Raw genomic sequence first — 18743 nt, 5'->3', positions numbered from 1 at the left:
CTCCGCGGGTCAGCACGCACCGGTCCGGGACCGCCCCCGGGACGCTCGGCCCTCGGGGCACCGATCCGAAACAGAGTCGGCGGCCGCCCACCGTATTGGACATGGGCGATTGGTCTTGGGCGGCCCGCGAAGACCGGGGCGTTAACCTGTTCTTCACATGGACCTTCATGGCGAAGTGATGAGCCCGAAACAACCACGCGGCAAGCCTTGAGCCCGAAAAGGCGTGGAATTCATCGGGCGAATCCCATGAATTCTCCCATGCATTCAGCCCTCCGGTTCGAAGCCGAGGGCAACGCCGTTCATGCAGTACCGCAGCCCCGTCGGGGCCGGCCCGTCCTCGAAGACGTGGCCGAGATGGCCCTTGCAGCGGGCGCAATGCACCTCGGTGCGGGTCATCCAGTGGCTACGGTCGACCTTCGTCTCCACCGCATCCTCCAGCGGCGCGAAGAAGCTTGGCCAGCCGCTGCCCGACTCGTACTTGGTGTCGCTCTCGAACAGCGGCGCGCCGCAGCCGGCGCAGACGAACGTGCCGGGGCGCTTCTCGGCGTTGAGGCCGCTGGTACCGGCCCGTTCGGTGCCGTGCTCGCGCAGCACGCGGTACTGCTCCGGCGTCAGCGACGCGCGCCATTCCTCTTCCGTGCGGATCTCGGGATCTGTGCCGATGACGTCGGATCCGGCCATGTCGCGTTCCTCCGGTGCTTTTCTCTTTTAGCAAGATGGTGCCGGGCACCGCTTGTCACGAGTGCGACCCTCCCGCGCAAGAACGGATGATGCGTTACTCGCCTCAGGCCGCGGCGCCCACCGTGTCGGCCATGCGCGCGCCGCGCTGCCCCAGGGGCTTATGCGGGCTCATGGTCGAATCGCGGGCGGTCTGGTGCTCGATCTCGGCGTTGATCTCACCGCCGAGCAGCACGATCGTCGCCGAGATCCAGATCCAAGTCATGAAGCCGATCACGGCGCCGAGCGAGCCGTAGGTCTCGTTGTAGTTGCCGAAGTTGGCGACGTACCAGGAGAACAGGATCGACGCGATGAGCCAGAGCAGACCTGCCACGACGCTGCCGGCGCCGACCCAGCGCCAGCGCGCCCGCTCCCGGCTCGGGCCGTAGCGATAGAGCACGGCCAGCCCGCCGAGCAGGACGAGGAGCAGCATCGGCCAGCGCGCCATGGCGATGAGGCGAGCCCCGTCGCCAAGGCCGAGGAAGTTGAACACCACCGGCAGCACGATGATCGAGATCAGCGCCAGGATGATGAAGAGCAACGCGCCCGCGGTGAAGGTGAGCGAGCGGACGTTGAGCCAGAAGAAGTTGCGCTTCTCCTCCTCCTCGTAGACGACGTTGAGCGCATCGAACATCGCCTTCATCGCGGCGTTGGCGCTCCACAGCGACAGCGTCAGGCTGGTGAAGAAGGTAAAGCCCAGCGCACCGCTCCCCTTGGTGGCGATGCGCTTGACCTGTTCGCCGATGATGTCGATGGCGCTCGCCGGCAGCACGCCGTGCAGGGTGGCGAGGTGGACGTTGATGGTGTTCACGTCGGCGACCAGCCCGTAGCAGGTGACGAGCGCGGCGATCGCCGGGAACAGCGAGAGCAGGGTGTAGAAGGTCACGCCCGCCGCGACCGAGAGCACCCGGTCCTTGTTGAATTCCAGGTAGACCCGCGTGAGGATGTCCCACCAGCCGGGCGACGGGATCTCGCCGGGATGGTCGGCGGCGCGCCCGCGATCGGCCTGCGTCGCCGCCACCCAGCGGGCCGAGCGCCCCTCGTGGGAATGGGCGCCGCCGTTGCGCTCCTTCGCCTCCTCAGTCGGCGGCTCGTCGTCCGCGTCGGGCCGGCGCAGCGGTGCGGCGGCGAGCGCGATCAGCGCCGCGCCCATCATCAGGGTCCAGAGCACGGAGGCCGTGCCATCCGCGGGGGGGCGGGGCGGGGTCTGGGGGGAGGACGGCATGGTTCGCAGGGTCGGGCGCAAGCGCCTGGATGAGACGCCGTTCAACCCCGGATCAGGCTTGGCCGTTCCCTCGAACCGCGGCGCATCCCCCGGAAACGTCGAGACAGGAGACGGCTCCGACGCCCGAGACCTTTAGACGGCCTCGCGCTCCGGCAGCGGCGCCTCGAGCGTGAGGACGAGACCGCGGCTGCGGTAGTCGATCCTGGCCTCGCCGCCGAACTCGGCCGCCAGCACCCGCTCGATCATGCGCGTGCCGAAACCGACCCGCGACGGCTTCTCGACCGGCGGACCGTCGAACTCCTCCCAGCGCATCAGCAGGCGCTTGGAGCCCCCCTCCTCGACCTCCCAATTGAGGATGATGCGGCCCGAATTGTTCGAGAGGCCGCCATACTTCACCGCGTTGGTGGCCAACTCGTGCAGCGCCATCACCACGGCCAGCGTCAGGCGGGAGGTGAGGCGCACCTCCGGCCCGCCGAAGCGAATGCGGTTGCGCGGGGTGACCCGGAACGGCTGAAGGGCACTCTCCACCGCCTCGGCGAGGGTCACCCCGGCGGTGGCTTCCGAGGTGAGGATGTCGTGGGCGGTGGCGAGCGAGTTGAGGCGCGCGTCCAGAGTCCGGCGGGCATCGTCGAGCGAAGCGGCGTTGCGCAGGGTCTGGTGGGCGATGGACTGGACCGTGGCGATCGAGTTCTTCACCCGATGCTTCATCTCGGCGGCGAGCAGGGTGCGCTGCTCGTCGGCCCGCTTGCGGTCGGTCACGTCGAGCGAGATGCCGGCCATGGAGAGCGGTGCCCCGTCGGCCCGGTAGTAGGCCCGCCCGCGCAACTGCACCCAGCGGACCTCGCCGCAGGGGGCCGAGACACGGTGCTCGACGTCGTAGTCGCTCCGGCGGTCGATGGCGGCCTGCATCGCGGCCTGCATTCGCTCGCGATCCTCTGGCACCACCGCCTCGACGAGGTCGTCGTAGCTGAAGGGCTCGCCGAGCGGTCGCCCGAAATTCTGCTTGCACAGATCCGAGGCGACGAGCCGACGCTCGGCGAGGTCGAGGGACCAGGCGCCGAGCCGGCCGGCGGCGAGCATGAATTCAAGGCGGTGCTCGCTACGGGTGAGGTCGTCGTTGCGGCGCTCGACCTCCTGCTCCAGGGCGTCGCGGTCGCTCTGGAGGCGGACCAGCCGATCGCGCTCCAGGGTCACGTCGAACTGCGAGGCGAAGAAGTAGGTGAGTTGCCCCTCGTCGTCGAAGACCGGCGAGATCAGGAGGCGATTCCAGAAGATCTCGCCGCTCTTCTTGTGATTGAGCAATTCGAGTTCGACCGGCACACGCCGCTCGACGGCGTCGCGGATTCGCTTCACGTCGCGCGGATCCGTCTCCGGCCCCTGCAGGAAGCGGCAGTTGCGCCCGAGGATCTCCTCGCGGCGGTAGCCGGTGAGCTTGATGAAGGCGTCGTTGACGAAGATGATCGGGTTGTCGGGCCCGTACGGATCGGTGATGAGCATCGGCATCCGCGTCGCCTTCACGGCGGCGGCGAACGGGTCGGAGCTGTCGGAAACGCGGACCAGTTCGGCTTCAATCCGGTCGTGCTCGGCACTCTTAGTCACGTTCGGACGAAACTCCGAGGGTTCAAGACTGGAAACAACGTGGGCTGCCATCGCGCCCGCGCCACGGGGACGAAGGAGGCCCGGAGCATAAGCAGGCTCATAACACCGGTCACCGCCAGCATCGCATCACAGGCTTGAGAGCGCCAGCGCGCCGCGCTCTCGACCGGACTCGGCAAGCGAATCCGACGGCGCAAGCGGGCGACGGCGTCAGCCGCGGTAGAGGTCGGCGTGGGTCTCGCGCAGAAGGTTCTTCTGCACCTTGCCCATGGTATTGCGCGGCAGCTCGGCTGCGAACAACACGCGCTTGGGCCACTTGTACTTGGCCAGCCGCCCCTCCAGCGCGGCAAGGATCGCAGCCTCGTCGGGCGCGTCCTCGCCCGGCACCACCACCGCCGTGACGCCCTCGCCGAAATCGGGATGTGCCAGGCCGATCACCGCGGATTCGACGACGCCGGGCAGCGCGTCGATCTCGGCCTCGATCTCCTTCGGATAGACGTTGTATCCGCCGGTGATGATGAGGTCCTTGCCGCGGCCGACGATGTGGACGTAGCCGTCGCGGTCGATCTTGCCGAGATCGCCGGTGATGAAGAAGCCGTCCACCTTCAGCTCGGCGGCGGTCTTCTCCGGCATGCGCCAGTAGCCCTGGAACACGTTGGGGCCCTTCACCTCGATCATCCCGACCTCCTCGGGCCCGAGCGGCGCGCCGGTCTCGGGATCGACCACGCGCAGGGTCACCCCCGGCAGCGGGAAGCCGACCGTGCCGGCTCGCCGCGCGCCCTCGTAGGGGTTCGAGGTGTTCATGTTGGTCTCGGTCATGCCGTAGCGCTCGAGGATGGCGTGGCCGGTGCGCTGCGCCCATTCCCGGTGAGTCTCGGCCAGCAGCGGCGCGGAGCCCGAGACGAACAGGCGCATATGGGCCGCCGCCTCGCGGGTGAGGCCGGGCTCCTTGAGCAGTCGCGTGTAGAAGGTCGGCACCCCCATCATCGCGGTGGCCCGCGGCATCAGTTCGAGGATCTTCTTCGCGTCGAGGCGCGGCAGAAACAGCATCGTGCCGCCCGTGGCCAGGACGATGTTGGTGGCCACGAACAGCCCGTGGGTGTGGAACACCGGCAGGGCGTGAATCAGAACGTCGCGCTCGGTGAAGTGCCAATACTGCGCCAGCGTGAGCGCGTTGGAGGCGAGGTTGTCATGGCTCAGCATGGCGCCCTTGGAGCGCCCGGTCGTGCCCGACGTGTAGAGGATCGCAGCCAGATCGTCGGCCCCGCGGGGCACGTCCGCGAAGTCGGGGCCCGCCGCGGCGGCGGCCTGCGCCATGCTGCCCTGCCCGGCGTCGTCGAGGGTTCGAATCTGCGGCACGCCGGCCTGGCTCGCGACCGCCGACAGGTCGGCCTCGCGGGCGGGATCGCAGACGAACAGGGCCGGCTCGGCATCGCCGAGGAAATAGGCGATCTCCGGTCCCGTGTAGGCGGTGTTGAGCGGCAGGAAGACAGCGCCGGCCCGCACCGCGCCGAGATAGAGGAAGATCACCTCGGCGCTCTTCTCGACCTGCACCGCGACCCGGTCGCCGCGCTTCACGCCGAGGGCCTGGAGCGCGCTGGCATAGGCGCCGGAGCGGGCCAAGAGGTCGGCATAGGTATAGCGCGCGCCGTCCGAGGTTTCGATGAAGACCTTGGCACCCGGATCGGCCGGACAATGGGTGCGCACGAGGCCGAACAGGTGATTGACGATCGGTTCGGCCATCGCACGCTTCCTCACCAAATGCCCTGTGATCGATTTTTTGCGAGGGATCCTTGCGGCGGATCCTTGTTCTCCGCATTGGCGCGGGTGCGCGCTTCGTTCAAGCGGGAACGATCGGGAAGACGGCCGGGCGGTCTCGACGTCGCGTCGGCTGCGAGCTCTATTCCGTCGGGATGCGCCCGACCGAGCAGAGGGTGCGCAGCGCTCCGGCGCTATCGGTGTAGCAGCTCGCCGACCAGCCGTTCTGCTGAATGAAGGACTTGCGCCCCTCGCGCAAAGCCGTCTGGTAGGCCCGCGTCAGGATCGGCTGCACGGTCGAGGCCGGTTCGCCGACTACGAGTTCGGCCGCGATCGTCAGCTCGCGGAAGTATTCGGCGGAGGGCGAGGGATCGCCCGAGGAAGCCTGCACGATGGGCTGGGCGCGGCAGGTGAGATCGAGCCGGACCCCGCTTGCGGCCCGGACGTCGATGCTGGGACCGACCCGGCGACCGGCCTTCTTCGCCCCCGTCGCCTGAGCGATCCGGGCAGCGAGCGCGTCGCACTCGTCCGCCTGCGCGGCGGTGGACAGAAGGAACAGAACAGCGAGAAGTGGGCGAAGCATGGCGGTGGTTCGGTCTCGAAGGTCGCAAGCCCCGGCCGGCCGCGCCCGTGCGGGCTTACGGCGAACCGGGCACTCTGCCGACCTTCTTAAGGGATCGACCCGCCGATGGCTTCCGGTTTTCCCGGGGAGTCTCCGCACGGCGCGCATCAGCTTTACTTCCGGGTGGCCCGCCTCTGTGGACACAATCTGAAAACAGCCTTCAGACGCAGTCGCTTGGCCTGTGGATGAGACGTGTGGACGGGTGTGGACGACACCGCGGGGTTGACCCTGGCCGGCCGGCAACCGAAACCTTGCCCCCACCGCGCCGGAAGATGCGCGGGACAAGATCGGAGGAGCGAGCATGCCGACGACGCGCGACCTGGGGGCACGAAAGCCGGCGACTTCGCGAGCCGTTTGGCCGACCCTCTCGCCGATGCTGATCGCGCTGGGCCTCGTCCTCGCCGGACCTGCAGCGGCGCAGGGCGAGGCGCAGCCGCGGGCGGCCCGCACCCGCGCCAAGGTACCGAACCCGCCGGTCCAGCCGATCCAGATCTGGGACGCGCGCATCGAGGGCGGCGACCTGCGCATGAGTGGCAGCGTGGGCAAGAGCGGCGTCACCGTGATCCTCGACGACGACATCTCCGTCCTGTCGGACCGGCGCGGGCGCTTCGAGTTTCGGTTGCCCTACCGGCCCGCGACCTGCGTCGCGATGATCAAAGCCGGCGAGAACGAGCGCGAAGCGGTCGTCGCCAATTGCGCGCCGGAGGGGCCGGCCGGCAAGGCCGGCGAACAGGGCACCGCCGGCCTCCAGGGACCACCGGGTGCCGCGGGCCCCAAGGGCGAACCGGGGGCCAAAGGCGAACAGGGCCTCAAGGGCGAGCAGGGCCTCAAGGGCGAGCAGGGCCTCAAGGGCGAAGCAGGTCTGGCCGGGCCGCCGGGCGCGCCGGGGCCGAAAGGGGATCAGGGCCTGAAAGGTGAGCCGGGGCAGAAGGGTGAAGCGGGCCCGAAGGGCGAGCGCGGCCCCAAGGGCGAGCCGGGACCGAAAGGCGAGACCGCCGCGACGGTGGCGGCGCCGTTCCGTGTCGTGCGGGCGCGCGCTTGTACCGATACGAGCTGCACGCTCTCCTGCGACACGGGCGAGGTGCTGGCCTCGGCCACCTGCCAGACCGGCGGCGCGGCGACCCTGGACGGGGACACGAAGGCGTCCTGTTCGGCCGGCAGCAGCGGCATGGTCGGGATCTGCGCCCGGCCGTAAGCTAGGCCTCTCGCGCTTCAAGCCAGCCAAGCATCCCCTTCGCCGCGGCCCGGCCGCTGGCGAAGGCCGCCTGGAGCAGATAGCCGCCAGTCGGCGCCTCCCAATCGAGCATCTCGCCGGCCAGGAAGGTGCCGGGCCGCGCCCGCAGCATGAAGCCTGCGTCGAGCTCCGAGAAGGCGACGCCGCCCGCCGTCGAGATCGCCCGCGCGATCGGAGCCGGCCCGAGGAGCCGCAGGGGAGCGGCCTTGATCGCCGCCGCCAGCGCCTCGGCCTCCGTCGGCAGGGCGTTGGCATGCGCCTCGCGCAGCAGGCCGATGGCGGCGGGGCTCAGCGCGGCGGCCTTGCGCAGGCGGGTTGAGAGACTCTCGCCGGGGCGGCTTCGGGCCAGACGCGCCTGAAGCGCGCCCGCATCGAGATCCGGGCGCAGATCGAGGGTGAGTTCGGCGACGCCGTCGCGCTCCACCGCCTCGCGGATCGGCCGTGAGAGCGCGTAGATCACTCCGCCCTCGATGCCGTCGGATGTCGCGACCGCCTCGCCGCGGGCGCTCGCGTCGCCGATGCGCGCGGCGAGGCGCTTGAGCGGCTCACCCGCGAAGCGCCCCGAGAAATGCGCCGACCACGCGACGCGGAAGCCGACATTGGCGGGCCTGAGGGGTGCGACCGCGACGCCGTGCCCTTCCAGCAGCGGTACCCAGGCCCCGTCCGATCCGAGCCGCGGCCAGCTCGCCCCGCCGAGCGCGAGCAGCGTCGCCCGCGACCGGACGCGGAGCCGGCCCTCCGGGGTCTCGAAGGTCAGCGCCCCCTGTTCCAGGCCGACGAAGCGGTGCCGGGTGCGGATCGTGACGCCCAGGGCATCGAGGCGAGTGAGCCAAGCGCGCAGCAGCGGCGAGGCCTTGAAGCTTTCCGGAAACACCCGGCCGCTCGACCCGACGAAGGTGGTTTGCCCCAGCGCCTCGCACCATGCCCGCAGCGCATCCGGCGGATAGGCCTCAACCGCCGCCGGCAAGCGCGGATCGACGGGGGCGTAACGCGTCAGGAAGTCCGGCAGCGGTTCGGAATGGGTCAGGTTGAGCCCGCCGCGCCCGGCGATGAGCAGCTTGCGGCCGACGGACGGCATGCGCTCGTAGACGGTGACGAGTTGCCCTGCCCCGGCCAGCACCTCCGCCGCCATGAGCCCCGCCGGCCCGCCGCCGACGATGGCGATTCCATGCTCTCGATCCGCGTCCATGGTCCGCGGCAGGCCCCGGAGACACCGCCCCTGTCAAGCGAGGCCGGGCTGAAAAGCGGGGCATGCGCTTAATGGGTGAGGATCAGGGATGAAAATCGCGCTGCCCTTGATTCGACGCGATCGCGCGTCTAACTGCCCGACATCGGCTGCGGGCCCCTCTGGCGGAACGCGCACCGTCCCCCTCGCGATGCTCCCGGAACTCCGGTGAGATCATTCGTCCGCCGGATCGGCGGCTCGTTCGGGAGGGAGACGGAAGACGCTTCCGCGATGTCGGAGCCGATGCTCTCCCAAAAGTGAAGCATCCGGTCCCGCGCGATGATGATGGAATTTTTCACCCACGAGTGGCTCGGCAAGCCCGTCTGGATGTGGCTCGGCTTCCACGCCCTGGTGGCCAGCCTGCTCGCCTTCGATCTCGGCCTGCTCCACCGCGACAAGGACCACGAGATCGGCGTGAAGGAGAGCCTGCTCCTCACTGCCTTCTACTTCACCCTCGGCCTCGCCTTCGGCGGCTGGATCTGGTGGATGCTCGGGTTCGACCCGGCCCAGGAATACGTGACCGGCCTCGTGATCGAGAAGTCGCTGTCGATGGACAACGTCTTCGTGATCGCAGTGATTCTTACCTCGCTCGGCGTGCCGCGGGCGGCGCAGCACCGGGTTCTGGTCTGGGGCATCCTCGCGGCGGTGCTGCTGCGCGGCCTGATGATCGGGCTCGGCTCGGCCCTGGTGAGCCAAGCGCACTGGGTGCTCTCGGTCTTCGCTGCCTTCCTGATCTATGTCGGCATCAAGATGCTCGTCTCGAAGGAGGAGGGCGAGCAGGACATCCAGAACAGCGCCTCCATGCGCCTGCTCAAGAAGTGGGTGCGGGTCACCGACAAGCCGGAGGGCCAGCACTTCATCGTGCGCAAGCCCGATCCGAAAACGGGCAAGACCGTGCGCTGGCTGACACCGCTCGCCGTGGCGCTGGTGCTCGTCAACATCGCGGACGTGATCTTCGCCGTCGACAGCGTGCCGGCGATCTTCGCCATCACCACCGACCCGTTCATCGTCTACACCTCGAACATCTTCGCGATCCTGGGACTGCGCGCGCTCTACTTCGCGCTCGCCGCGATGGTGGACCGGTTCGCCTACCTGAAGACGGCGCTCGCCCTCATCCTGCTGTTCATCGGCACCAAGATCGTGGTCGCCGACACGCTGGAACTCGTCCATCTGCCGCCGTGGGTCTCGCTCGTCGTCACCCTGGTCTTACTCACCCTCGGCGTCGTCTACAGCCTGTGGCGCACCCGCGGCGCGGCGGAGCCTGAGGCCGAGAAGGCACGCGGGGAGGTCGCGCACCGAACCTGACGCAGGCGCGATCCGTGAAGCGCGCATTCCCGATCCGGCACGCTTCGTTGGAACGGGCTCGGAGGGTTCGTTCACGATCTTGCGCGATGCTGGGGACAGGCCGGGGAACCGGCTGCGTTCCCAGCGTTTTCGGGCGTGACCATGCGGCGTTTCCTGACCGGCGGCATCAAGGCGATCCTGGCCATCGCCGCCCTTTCCACCGCCGCCCATTGGGCGATGCGCGTCCAGCGCGAGCCTGCATCACCGGCTCTGCCGGTGGCGGCGCTCGCCGATCCCGTCACCACCGGCTCCATCTCCGGGCGGAAGGCCGAGCGCCCGGCACCGGAGGCGGCCGTGATGCCGGCGAGCCTCGGCAACGTCGACAAGGATCACCTCGCCAAGCTGATGGCCGGTGCCGCCTTGGAGCGGCCGAAGCTCCAGAAGGCCGTCGCCAAGCGCTGACGGCGGCCCGTCATCAGGCATAGATCAGCCGCCGATCCGAGGATCGGCGGCTTTGTCGTGCCGGGAAGACGAGGTTCAGGCGGCGAGCTGACGCGGCTCGTGGCGGCCTTCCTTCACCTCCTCGACGATCTTGGCGCAGAAGGCATCGAGGTCGCCGGGGTTGCGGCTGGTGATGATACCGCCGTCGGTCACCACCTCCTTGTCCTGCCAGTCGCCGCCCGCATTGATCACGTCGGTCTTGATCGAGGCGAACGAGGTCAGGGTGCGCCCCTTCACCGCGCCGGCTTCGATCAGCAGCCAGGGGCCGTGACAGATCGCGGCCACGACCTTGCCGGAGGTGACGAAGTGCCGGACCACCTCGAGTGCCTTCGGCTCGAGGCGCAGCTTGTCCGGATTGATCTGCCCACCCGGCAGAACCAGCGCATCGTAATCGGCGGGGCTCACGCTTTCGAGGTCGAGATCGACAGGCACGTCCTGGCCCCAATCGGTCTTGTCCCAGCCGCGGATGGTCTGCCGGGACTGGCGGGATTGCGGGCTCGCTACAGTCACCGTAGCGCCGGCTTCCTTCAGCTTGGCCTGCGGCACCGTCAGCTCGCTTTCCTCGAAGCCGTCGGTGGCGACGATGAGGATCTTGGCCTCGCGGATATCGGGCATGCATTCGCTCCGTCGATGTCGGGGATTGCCGGGCCAACCGACCGCTCCCGGCGAGGTTCCGAGATCCGTCACCGCGCCGCATCCCGGCGGATCGCGAGACGACGAGAACCGGAACCGGACTCGAAGGGCATGTGTTGGACCGCCATCCCCGAAGCCAGACAGGAGGCGGTTCATGGCCAATCCCGGCGCCCCGACCCCCGAGCCCATCCCCGGTGGACAGATCCCCGGCGATCTTCCCCCGCCGCCGCAGCCCGACGATCTGCCCGATATCGGCCCGACCGGTCCGCGTACGCCCTACCCGGTCGATGACCCCCAAATCGACGAACCGCGCGGACCCGGCTCCGAGCCGGACTATCTGCCCGGCGGTCCGACCGATCCCGGCATCCGCCTCTGATCCGACACCTCCGCCGCGCCCTGCCTCCGAGCGGGGGGCGGCCGACCGACGCTACATTTTTACCACAATTCGTTGACCCTGAGAGCTGTCCCCGCTCTCTCGACGTATACACGCTTGTGTTGAGACGAAACCGTCTCAACAACCGTCCCGCCGCACGCAGAGGCGGCTGGGGGACACCACATCATGTTGAAGCAATCTCTGGCCGCCGCGCTCGTCGCGGTGAGCCTTGCCGCATGCGGAAGCGTCACGCGCGGCACCACCGAATTGATCGCTTTCACCTCCGAGCCGCCCGGCGCCGCCGTCGCCACCACGACGAACCGGTACTGCCCGACCACGCCCTGCTCGCTCGACGTGCCGCGTTCGGAAGAGTTCGACGTCACCTTCACCAAGCCCGGCTTCCAGCCGCAGACGGTGCCGGTGCGCACCAAGCTGGCCGGCGCGGGGGCCGCAGGGTTCGCCGGCAACGTCCTGGCCGGCGGCGTCATCGGCATGGGCGTCGATGCCTATACCGGTGCGGCCATGGACCACACGCCCAACCCCGTCGCCGTCACCCTTGTGCCGGATGCCCTGCCGAGCGCCCAGCGCACGCGCCGCCGCGGCAGGCCGGGCGTCTGACCCAAGCAGGGCAACCGCCGCTCCGCTGAAGCGTGACGCTTCCGCGGAGCATGCCTTCAGTGCCCGCCGTGAGAGGTGCGAACGTCCCGCGGCGCGGCCAGAATCTCGCTGAGGCTGGAGGCGACGTGGCGTGCCTCCTCGTCGGTCAGGCGGAGCTGGAACGGCGGCAACGCACCGGCCTGGAGGGCCACCACCGCCTGACCCTGCTCATCGGTGCCGACCTCGATGGCCGAGGAGGTCACGTCGAGCATGGCGACCTCCTCGTCGCCGTTCTCGTCGGGCAAATCGACCTCGCCGTCGTCATCGATCGCGGTGAGGAGCTGGCCGACGGCGCGCACGAGCGCGCGCGCGGCGCGTGCATCCATGACCACCGCCGTCGATTGGTCGTCCTTCTGGAACGAGAGCTGGATGTTCGCGCCTTCGAGGGAAACCGAGATGCCCGCCATGAACCGCCTGACTGCACTGCCTTGAAGCGGTGCGTAACCGCCTGGATTGGCGACCATATATGCACCCGCCCCGTGCTTTGTCACAGGGTGGCGGAGGCAGTACTCCAGGCTCGATTGGCCTGCCGCGCTTCCATCCCGCGCGCGCAGCTCCAAGGCGGCGGCGTTCCGTCCCGCCTTGTTAAGGCCGCATCGTCGGCCTACATGTAGTGGTGACGGGCGCGGCGGAGCGAATGGCTTCGGTCCATTTGCAACCCGCTTGTCATCCCGCAAAATCGGCGGACGCTGCCAGGTGCTCGCTTCGAGCAGATGCTTGCGCTTGGCGTGTGAAGAACGAAGGAACTATTCGTGGATACTGGGACTGTTAAGTGGTTCAACGAGACCAAGGGCTACGGCTTCATTCAGCCGGATGACGGCGGCAAGGACGTGTTCGTCCATATCTCCGCTGTCGAGCGTGCTGGCCTGCGCAACCTCGTCGAGGGCCAGAAGGTGTCCTATGAGGTCCTGACCGACAAGCGCAGCGGCAAGGACGCGGCCGGCAACCTGCAGGCTGTCTAAGTCGTCTCGGGACCGGCCTTAGCCGGCCCGACCGCGCATTCCTGACTAACGAAGCGGCACCCACCGGACAGAGGCTCTCGGAACGCATTTCCGGGGATGTCTCACGGCGGGCGCCGCGGACGCCAAAATCACCAGACCAAAACAACCAGAAACGACGCCGGCCACGCCGAGAGGGCGCGGGATCCGGTGCGAGAAGAAGAAAAACAATGAATTTCGAGTTCCGGCGCCACGACGGCGCCATTTCGCCCGTGACCAACGCGGCGACATTCCGGGTGGGCAGCTTGGTCGATACGCAGGCACGCAGCCCGCAGGCCGACCTCAGCCACCTCATCGACGCTTCCTACGAGTATCACTCTCCGCGCGAACTGCGCTGGCACCTTGCCGACCGCCTTGGGGTTACCCCGGCCGTCGTCCGGTTGCAGGAAGCCGCCTGACCGACCCGGCCTCGCACCCATTCGGAGCGAGGCCAATCGGCCGCCCTCATGAGGCGGGCGGCCTTGTACCGAATTTGATCGATTCCATCGGAATGGCGGGCTGGCCCTGGGCTGAAGCGCCGCTCAGGTTGAGCGATACGCGCCCCGGTTGGATCGAGCGGAAACCGCCTCAGATCAGACCCAACCCCACCAATTCCCGCCGCAAGCTCTCGGGCATCTCGGCGACTTCCCCGGCACTGGCCCGGTCAAGGTCGCCGGGCGCGTCGCGCGCTTCGAGATAGCGCCAGCCCTGAAACGGGCGGCAGGGGCGCGGCGAGACCGGCGTCACCGCCGGATCGAGCACGAGGCGGCAGCGGTCGATCCCGTCGCTTCCCGTCACCGGCTCGATGGCGCGAATCGCCTGACGGCAGGTCAGCGTTCCCTTCATCACCCAATAGATCGAACCGCCGCCGGCGATGGCGGCTGCGCGCTTGGGGAACATGCGGGTGACGTGGACCGTCTCCGGCTCGTGGCCGAGGCGGACAGCCTCCGCCCGATAATGTGCGATCCGCGCCTCCAGCTCCTCGATGGAGGAGGGACCGACGCACAGCTTCAGAAGATGCAGGGCCATGACCGGGCCCGTATAAGCCATCCGCCGGAAAAAGGGCCGCCGGTTTTCAAGGCAACCGATGCGGCATGAAGAGCCGCATCACCGGGCCCCGGGGCCGCTCCCTCACGCGAAGAGCGCGATCTTTTCCTCGATGCTCAAGGTATCGAGATCGGGGAAGGCCGCTGCGAGATCGTCGGCCGCCACCGGCTCGACCGCCGCCACAACCAGGGGTTCGGCCAGCGGCATGACCGCTTCGGGTTCTGCCGGGATGGTGAGTCCGGCCTCTTCCACCGCGTCGAACGCGTCGATGTCCGACACGACCTCGAATGCGGCCTCGTCCTCTGCCCCGAACGCCTCCTCCCCTTCCGGCTCGGCCGGAGCCGGAACGAGGATGGCCGAAGCGGTCTCCAGTGAAGCGATCTCCGGTTCGGCTGCGGCGTCGATCTCCGGCATTTCCAGGGCGAAGAGATCCACCGGGATTTCATCGGCCGGAACGGCGAGGGGCGTCGCCATCTCGGTCGTGATCGGCTCCGCCGGCTCCTCGTCATGCGCCGGTTCCGGTGTCTCGGGGCTGACCGGCAGGAAGGCGAGGTCGTTGTCGAGCGCCACGGTCGGCAACGGCCGCAGGACCGACATCACCGGCGCGGGCGTCGGCACTTCCATATCGAGGAAACGGTCGACGTCGTTCTGATCGAGGGCGGCGGCCGGTGCGGGCGCGTCCTCACCGAGCGGAGGCACCGCGTCCTCGGGACTGCCCCAGATCCCGATCATCGAAGCGATGCGATTCTCGAGGTAGCGCAGAGTGTGCACCACCCGGCTCGTGCGCTGGGCGGTGAGATCCTGGAACGAGCAGGCCGTGTAGATCTGGGTGGCGTGCCGATCGAGGGCGTCGCACAGCTCGGAATCGATTCCGGTCTCGCGCAGGGTCCAGGCGGCCTCCTGCACCTCCTCGGCGGCGCTGAGGATATCGGAGGTCGCCCGCTCGGTGGCGCGCACGATGGCGTCGAGGGCTTCCGAGGCGACCGTGAGACGGCTCTCGCCTTGCTCGGCGGTCGAGAGGGCGGCCACCTCCGCGCGGGTGCGGGCGATGGCGTCGGCCATTTCCATCAGGTCGCCGCGAAAGCGCCCGACATCGTCCGGCCGGTCCGTCGTGACGACGTTCTCGATGCGCCGGATCGCGTCCAGCAGCACCTCGGTATCGGCATTGCGGTTGCGGCGGGCGTACTCGCTGAGAAACCACCGGCCGCGCTCGGTCTCCCGGACGGCGTCCTCGATGGCATCGTATTGCGACGCATCCAGAGGCGTCAGGGAACGGGAACTCGACATCACACCCCGCAAAGACTCGACACCCTGCAAAGACTCGGGCCCCACCGCGAGGAGTGCCGCGACGATTGACGGTCGGCGTGAGATTGACAGGCGTGCTTTAACAGCGGCTTACGCTTTCCCTCGCTTCGCCCCGCCGCGCGACGTTTTTGACCGATCGAAAGGGGCGGCCCGTTTCGCCGCGATCCCGTGACACGCACAGTCCCGACCGGTGAGCCCGATCCCGTCCGGCTCGGTCTCCTCTACGCCGTGGTCTTCGTGGAGATCGGCATCGCCATGCCGTTCATGCCCGTCTGGCTTGGCGCGCTCGGCCTCGATGCCGGGCTGATCGGCCTGCTGCTCGCCCTGCCGATCGCCACCAAGGTCGTCGCGACGCGGCCGCTGATGGGGCTGATCGATCGCGGCGTGCGCCCGCGCACCCTGCTCGTCGCCGGCAGTCTCACCCTGGCCGTGAGCTACACCCTGATGCCGGCCGCCGCCGCCATCGCCGCCGCCCTGCTCGTCCCGCTGATCGTCGTGAACGCCGTAGCGCAGGCCCCGCTGGTGCCGAGCATCGACTACCTGACGCTCGCCGCCGCCCGCCGCACGACGCGGATCGACTATGCCCGCATCCGTCTGTGCGGCTCGGTCGCCTTCCTTGCTGCGAACCTCGCGGGCGGCGCGCTTCTCGGTCTGCTGGGCGACCGGGTGGCGGTGCCCCTGCTGCTCACCGGTCTCGCGCTCGCCGCGACCCTCGTCGCAGCCTTGGGCCAGGAGGTCGCACGGCCCGTTGAGCCGCCTTCGAAGAGGGGGCCCGCCCCGCCCCTGCCGCGGGTGCTGTGGCTCTCTATCGCCGCGGCGGCGCTGATTCAGGCGAGCCATGCGGCGATCTACGCCTTCGGCAGCCTCGATTGGGCCCGCCACGGCGTCTCGCCGCCCTGGATCGGGGCGCTCTGGGCCGTCGGCGTCGCAGCCGAGATCGCGCTGTTCGCCCTCATCGGCCGCCTTCCCGCGCGCTGGCGCAGCCCGTTCCGCCTGCTCAGCCTTGGGGCGGTCGCAGCTCTGCTGCGGGCTCTGGGACTGAGCCTCGCGGACGGCGACCTCGCCCTGCTCCTGCCGCTTCAGATGCTGCACGGCCTCACCTTCGGCGCGACCCATCTCGGGGTCATGGCGGCGGTCTCCGGCTTCGCGCCGGACGGCGCCCGCGGCCGGGCGCAGGGGACGGTCGGCGCCTCGACCGCCCTCGTCTCGGCGCTGGCGACGCTGGCCTGCGGCGCGATCTACCGCTCGCTCGGCGGGCCTTCGACCTTCCTGATGATGGCGCCGCTGGCGCTCGCCGGCCTCGTCCTCGTCCTGCGGGCGCAACGCATCCATGATTCCCGCCGATTTGGCGGCGGCTCCCCCCATAAGGTATAGCCAGCCCCCAATATCGGGATCCCAAAGGGATCATCCCTTTGGCGGGGCTTCGGGGCAGAGCCCCGAGAAGCGGCCTCGAGCCGCCGGAGCATCGAGCCTGAAGGTTCGGATTCGACGCTTCTTGGTAAGGAATTCGTTTCAAAGTCTCTGGAGCGGAAGCGGGAGCGGCGCGTGCGGATCGCAGACGGCTCGGGCATTTCGGACGCCGCGGGCGCAGACCTCGATGCAGGCGGTGGCCGCGTGATCCTGCGCGGGCGCTGGACGGCCGACCAGGGTCCGGCGGTGGAGAGCGCCTCGGCGCGCATCGCCGCGCAGGGCCGGACCCAGCCCGTGCTGGTGGATCTCAGCGGCTTGGCGCGCCTCGACACTCTCGGCGCCTGGGTCTTGGAGCGGACCCGCGCCGAGATCGAGGCGGCGGGTGGGCGGCTGGCCTATGCCGGAGCGCGGCCCGAGCACCGCATCCTGCTCGGCGAGATGGGTCTGCGCGAGCCCGAGCCGGCGCCACAGGATACCCGCAACCCGGCCCTGCGCTTCCTCGACGCCACCGGTCAGCGCGTCGCACGCGGCGGCAACGAGGTCCTGTCCGGCATCGCCTTCCTCGGCGAAGTGGTCGCCGCCGGCGGCCGGGTCGCGCGCCGCCCGCGGACCTTCCGCATGGCCGCGCTGGTCAACCAGCTCGAACAGGTGGCGCTCCACGGCGTGCCGATCATCGTGCTGATCTCGTTCCTCGTCGGCGGCATCGTCGCGCAGCAGGGCATCTTTCAGCTCCAGCGCTTCGGGGCGCAGAGCTTCGTCGTGAACCTGATCGGCCTGCTGATCCTGCGCGAACTCGGGGTGCTCCTCACCTCGATCATGGTGGCGGGCCGCTCCGGCTCGGCCTTCACCGCCGAGATCGGCTCGATGCGAATGCGCGAGGAGGTCGATGCCCTGCGCGTGATGGGTCTCGACCCGATCGAAATCCTGATCCTGCCGCGCATTCTCGCACTTGTGATCGGACTGCCGATCCTGGCCTTCCTCGGCTCGCTGGCGGCCCTCGCCGGCGGCGGCCTCACCGCCGCGATCTATGGCGGCATGACCACCGATGCCTTCCTGGCGCGGCTCCAGGCGGCGGTGTCATTCCACCATTTCGCGGTCGGCTTGATCAAGGCGCCGTTCATGGCGCTGACGATCGGGATCATCGCGACGATCGAGGGATTCGCGGTCGAGGGCTCGGCGGAGTCGCTCGGGCGCCACGTCACCGCCTCAGTCGTCAAGTCAATCTTTATGGTGATCGTGCTGGATGGCCTGTTCGCGGTCTTCTTCGCTGCGATCAATTTCTAACTTCGTGCGGACAGCCGACGGTCGGACAGCGCCCTTGCCCACCACTCAACTTTCCTTGAACGGGCAAGACCCCGCCCAAGACGACGCGATTATTCGCGTGCGCGATCTCGTGGTCGGCTTCGGCCAGCGCACGGTGATGAAGGGGCTCGACCTCGACATCCGCCGCGGTGAGATCTTGGGGTTCGTCGGTCCCTCGGGCCAGGGCAAGTCGGTGCTGACGCGCACCATCCTCGGCCTCGTGCCGAAGCGCTCCGGCACGATCGAGATCTTCGGCGAGAACGTGGACGGGCTCACGGTAACCCGGCGCCGCCAGCTGGAGCAGCGCTGGGGCGTGCTGTTCCAGCAGGGCGCACTGTTCTCGGGCCTCACCGTCAAGCAGAACATCCAGATGCCGATGCGCGAGCATCTCAAGCTGTCCGAGCGCCTGCTCGACGAGTTCGCCCGTCTCAAGATCGAGATGGTCGGCCTCAAGCCGGATGCCGCCGACAAGTACCCCTCGGAACTCTCGGGCGGCATGATCAAGCGCGCGGCGCTCGCCCGCTCGCTGGCGCTGGACCCCGAGATCCTGTTCCTCGACGAGCCGACCTCGGGCCTCGACCCGATCGGCGCGGGCGAATTCGACGACCTCGTCTCGACCCTGAAGAAGACGCTGGGGCTCACCGTCTTCATGGTGACGCACGACCTCGACAGCCTCTACACCGCCTGCGACCGCATCGCGGCGCTCGGCGACGGCCGGATCATCGCGGCAGGAACGATCGAGGAGATGCTGGCGAGCGACCACCCCTGGCTGCGCTCGTACTTCCACGGCAAGCGCGCCCGCGCCATCGCCACGCCCAATCAGGCCGCACAGCCCGGTTACGCCCATGCGTGAGCGGCGGATGATACTCTCCGGTGC

Annotated in this window: 20 protein-coding genes; 10 read left to right on the top strand and 10 right to left on the bottom strand. The window is 68.9% G+C overall.

The window, feature by feature from the left end:
* Positions 1 to 264 precede the first annotated feature (264 nt).
* From msrB to J2W78_RS00950, 5 genes are all read right to left on the bottom strand, one after another.
* Positions 265 to 681, bottom strand: a complete 417-nt coding sequence (gene msrB, locus J2W78_RS00970) for a peptide-methionine (R)-S-oxide reductase MsrB (RefSeq protein WP_253367216.1) — start codon at positions 679 to 681, stop codon at positions 265 to 267.
* A gap of 103 nt (positions 682 to 784) precedes the next feature.
* Complete coding sequence (locus tag J2W78_RS00965; protein ID WP_253367214.1) at positions 785 to 1942, bottom strand: YihY/virulence factor BrkB family protein; 1158 nt, start codon at positions 1940 to 1942, stop codon at positions 785 to 787.
* Between the two features lie 132 nt (positions 1943 to 2074).
* Positions 2075 to 3541: an HWE histidine kinase domain-containing protein gene (locus tag J2W78_RS00960; protein WP_253367212.1), complete on the bottom strand. Its 1467-nt coding sequence runs from the start codon at positions 3539 to 3541 to the stop codon at positions 2075 to 2077.
* A 207-nt stretch (positions 3542 to 3748) separates the two neighbouring features.
* Entirely contained in the window at positions 3749 to 5281 is a 1533-nt protein-coding gene (locus J2W78_RS00955) for a malonate--CoA ligase (protein WP_253367211.1), read from the bottom strand.
* Between the two features lie 157 nt (positions 5282 to 5438).
* On the bottom strand, positions 5439 to 5879 hold the full coding sequence (locus J2W78_RS00950) for a hypothetical protein (RefSeq protein ID WP_253367209.1): 441 nt from the start codon (positions 5877 to 5879) through the stop codon (positions 5439 to 5441).
* A gap of 340 nt (positions 5880 to 6219) precedes the next feature.
* Between J2W78_RS00950 and J2W78_RS00945 the strand changes: the two genes are divergently transcribed.
* A complete protein-coding gene (locus tag J2W78_RS00945; protein WP_253367207.1) occupies positions 6220 to 7113 on the top strand; it encodes a collagen-like protein in 894 nt (297 codons plus the stop codon).
* A 1-nt stretch (position 7114) separates the two neighbouring features.
* Here J2W78_RS00945 and J2W78_RS00940 read toward each other — a convergent pair whose 3' ends face one another.
* Positions 7115 to 8341, bottom strand: coding sequence for a TIGR03862 family flavoprotein (locus tag J2W78_RS00940; protein ID WP_253367205.1), 1227 nt, complete (start codon positions 8339 to 8341; stop codon positions 7115 to 7117).
* 315 nt (positions 8342 to 8656) lie between these two features.
* Here J2W78_RS00940 and J2W78_RS00935 point away from each other — a divergent pair, with 315 nt between their 5' ends.
* Both J2W78_RS00935 and J2W78_RS00930 read left to right on the top strand, forming a co-directional pair.
* A complete protein-coding gene (locus tag J2W78_RS00935) occupies positions 8657 to 9682 on the top strand; it encodes a TerC family protein (RefSeq protein ID WP_253367203.1) in 1026 nt (341 codons plus the stop codon).
* Positions 9683 to 9823: 141 nt separating this feature from the next.
* On the top strand, positions 9824 to 10123 hold the full coding sequence (locus tag J2W78_RS00930) for a hypothetical protein (RefSeq protein WP_253367201.1): 300 nt from the start codon (positions 9824 to 9826) through the stop codon (positions 10121 to 10123).
* 75 nt (positions 10124 to 10198) lie between these two features.
* Here J2W78_RS00930 and J2W78_RS00925 read toward each other — a convergent pair whose 3' ends face one another.
* Positions 10199 to 10777, bottom strand: a complete 579-nt coding sequence (locus J2W78_RS00925; RefSeq protein WP_253367199.1) for a type 1 glutamine amidotransferase domain-containing protein — start codon at positions 10775 to 10777, stop codon at positions 10199 to 10201.
* 172 nt (positions 10778 to 10949) lie between these two features.
* Between J2W78_RS00925 and J2W78_RS00920 the strand changes: the two genes are divergently transcribed.
* Both J2W78_RS00920 and J2W78_RS00915 read left to right on the top strand, forming a co-directional pair.
* On the top strand, positions 10950 to 11171 hold the full coding sequence (locus J2W78_RS00920) for a hypothetical protein (RefSeq protein WP_253367197.1): 222 nt from the start codon (positions 10950 to 10952) through the stop codon (positions 11169 to 11171).
* Between the two features lie 183 nt (positions 11172 to 11354).
* Complete coding sequence (locus J2W78_RS00915; RefSeq protein ID WP_253367195.1) at positions 11355 to 11786, top strand: translation initiation factor 2; 432 nt, start codon at positions 11355 to 11357, stop codon at positions 11784 to 11786.
* Between the two features lie 56 nt (positions 11787 to 11842).
* Here the strand turns inward: J2W78_RS00915 and J2W78_RS00910 are convergent, their stop codons facing one another.
* A complete protein-coding gene (locus tag J2W78_RS00910) occupies positions 11843 to 12232 on the bottom strand; it encodes a hypothetical protein (RefSeq protein ID WP_003598900.1) in 390 nt (129 codons plus the stop codon).
* A 345-nt stretch (positions 12233 to 12577) separates the two neighbouring features.
* On the opposite strand from J2W78_RS00910, the gene J2W78_RS00905 reads away from it, so the two are divergent.
* Together J2W78_RS00905 and J2W78_RS00900 are read left to right on the top strand one after the other, a co-directional pair.
* Positions 12578 to 12787 carry a cold-shock protein gene (locus tag J2W78_RS00905; protein WP_003598898.1) on the top strand — a complete coding sequence of 70 codons (210 nt, stop codon included), beginning with the start codon at positions 12578 to 12580 and terminating at the stop codon, positions 12785 to 12787.
* 206 nt (positions 12788 to 12993) lie between these two features.
* A complete protein-coding gene (locus J2W78_RS00900; protein WP_253367193.1) occupies positions 12994 to 13221 on the top strand; it encodes an AsnC family transcriptional regulator in 228 nt (75 codons plus the stop codon).
* Between the two features lie 169 nt (positions 13222 to 13390).
* Here the strand turns inward: J2W78_RS00900 and J2W78_RS00895 are convergent, their stop codons facing one another.
* Both J2W78_RS00895 and J2W78_RS00890 read right to left on the bottom strand, forming a co-directional pair.
* The gene (locus J2W78_RS00895) at positions 13391 to 13831 is read right to left on the bottom strand and encodes a DUF1489 family protein (RefSeq protein WP_253367191.1); all 441 of its coding nucleotides are present in this window, start codon (positions 13829 to 13831) and stop codon (positions 13391 to 13393) included.
* A 102-nt stretch (positions 13832 to 13933) separates the two neighbouring features.
* The gene (locus J2W78_RS00890) at positions 13934 to 15136 is read right to left on the bottom strand and encodes a hypothetical protein (RefSeq protein ID WP_253367189.1); all 1203 of its coding nucleotides are present in this window, start codon (positions 15134 to 15136) and stop codon (positions 13934 to 13936) included.
* Between the two features lie 186 nt (positions 15137 to 15322).
* Here J2W78_RS00890 and J2W78_RS00885 point away from each other — a divergent pair, with 186 nt between their 5' ends.
* The 3 genes from J2W78_RS00885 (at position 15323) to J2W78_RS00875 (ending at position 18719) form a co-directional block, all read left to right on the top strand.
* Positions 15323 to 16528, top strand: coding sequence for an MFS transporter (locus J2W78_RS00885; protein WP_253367187.1), 1206 nt, complete (start codon positions 15323 to 15325; stop codon positions 16526 to 16528).
* Positions 16529 to 16699: 171 nt separating this feature from the next.
* Positions 16700 to 17848 carry an ABC transporter permease gene (locus J2W78_RS00880; RefSeq protein WP_253367185.1) on the top strand — a complete coding sequence of 383 codons (1149 nt, stop codon included), beginning with the start codon at positions 16700 to 16702 and terminating at the stop codon, positions 17846 to 17848.
* Between the two features lie 34 nt (positions 17849 to 17882).
* Positions 17883 to 18719, top strand: coding sequence for an ABC transporter ATP-binding protein (locus J2W78_RS00875; RefSeq protein ID WP_437178524.1), 837 nt, complete (start codon positions 17883 to 17885; stop codon positions 18717 to 18719).
* Positions 18720 to 18743: the final 24 nt, after the last annotated feature.

The organism is Methylorubrum extorquens (assembly GCF_024169925.1).
GTDB lineage: Bacteria > Pseudomonadota > Alphaproteobacteria > Rhizobiales > Beijerinckiaceae > Methylobacterium > Methylobacterium extorquens_A.
This window is presented reverse-complemented; position numbering and strand designations above follow the sequence as displayed.

Excerpts from the sequence above, each read along its gene's own strand:
- msrB (WP_253367216.1), bottom strand. The coding sequence starts at position 681 with ATGGCCGGATCCGACGTCATCGGCACAGATCCCGAGATCCGCACGGAA.
- J2W78_RS00965 (WP_253367214.1), bottom strand. The coding sequence starts at position 1,942 with ATGCCGTCCTCCCCCCAGACCCCGCCCCGCCCCCCCGCGGATGGCACG.
- J2W78_RS00955 (WP_253367211.1), bottom strand. The coding sequence starts at position 5,281 with ATGGCCGAACCGATCGTCAATCACCTGTTCGGCCTCGTGCGCACCCAT.
- J2W78_RS00950 (WP_253367209.1), bottom strand. The coding sequence starts at position 5,879 with ATGCTTCGCCCACTTCTCGCTGTTCTGTTCCTTCTGTCCACCGCCGCG.
- J2W78_RS00945 (WP_253367207.1), top strand. The coding sequence starts at position 6,220 with ATGCCGACGACGCGCGACCTGGGGGCACGAAAGCCGGCGACTTCGCGA.
- J2W78_RS00940 (WP_253367205.1), bottom strand. The coding sequence starts at position 8,341 with ATGGACGCGGATCGAGAGCATGGAATCGCCATCGTCGGCGGCGGGCCG.
- J2W78_RS00935 (WP_253367203.1), top strand. The coding sequence starts at position 8,657 with ATGATGATGGAATTTTTCACCCACGAGTGGCTCGGCAAGCCCGTCTGG.
- J2W78_RS00930 (WP_253367201.1), top strand. The coding sequence starts at position 9,824 with ATGCGGCGTTTCCTGACCGGCGGCATCAAGGCGATCCTGGCCATCGCC.
- J2W78_RS00925 (WP_253367199.1), bottom strand. The coding sequence starts at position 10,777 with ATGCCCGATATCCGCGAGGCCAAGATCCTCATCGTCGCCACCGACGGC.
- J2W78_RS00920 (WP_253367197.1), top strand. The coding sequence starts at position 10,950 with ATGGCCAATCCCGGCGCCCCGACCCCCGAGCCCATCCCCGGTGGACAG.
- J2W78_RS00915 (WP_253367195.1), top strand. The coding sequence starts at position 11,355 with ATGTTGAAGCAATCTCTGGCCGCCGCGCTCGTCGCGGTGAGCCTTGCC.
- J2W78_RS00910 (WP_003598900.1), bottom strand. The coding sequence starts at position 12,232 with ATGGCGGGCATCTCGGTTTCCCTCGAAGGCGCGAACATCCAGCTCTCG.
- J2W78_RS00900 (WP_253367193.1), top strand. The coding sequence starts at position 12,994 with ATGAATTTCGAGTTCCGGCGCCACGACGGCGCCATTTCGCCCGTGACC.
- J2W78_RS00895 (WP_253367191.1), bottom strand. The coding sequence starts at position 13,831 with ATGGCCCTGCATCTTCTGAAGCTGTGCGTCGGTCCCTCCTCCATCGAG.
- J2W78_RS00890 (WP_253367189.1), bottom strand. The coding sequence starts at position 15,136 with ATGTCGAGTTCCCGTTCCCTGACGCCTCTGGATGCGTCGCAATACGAT.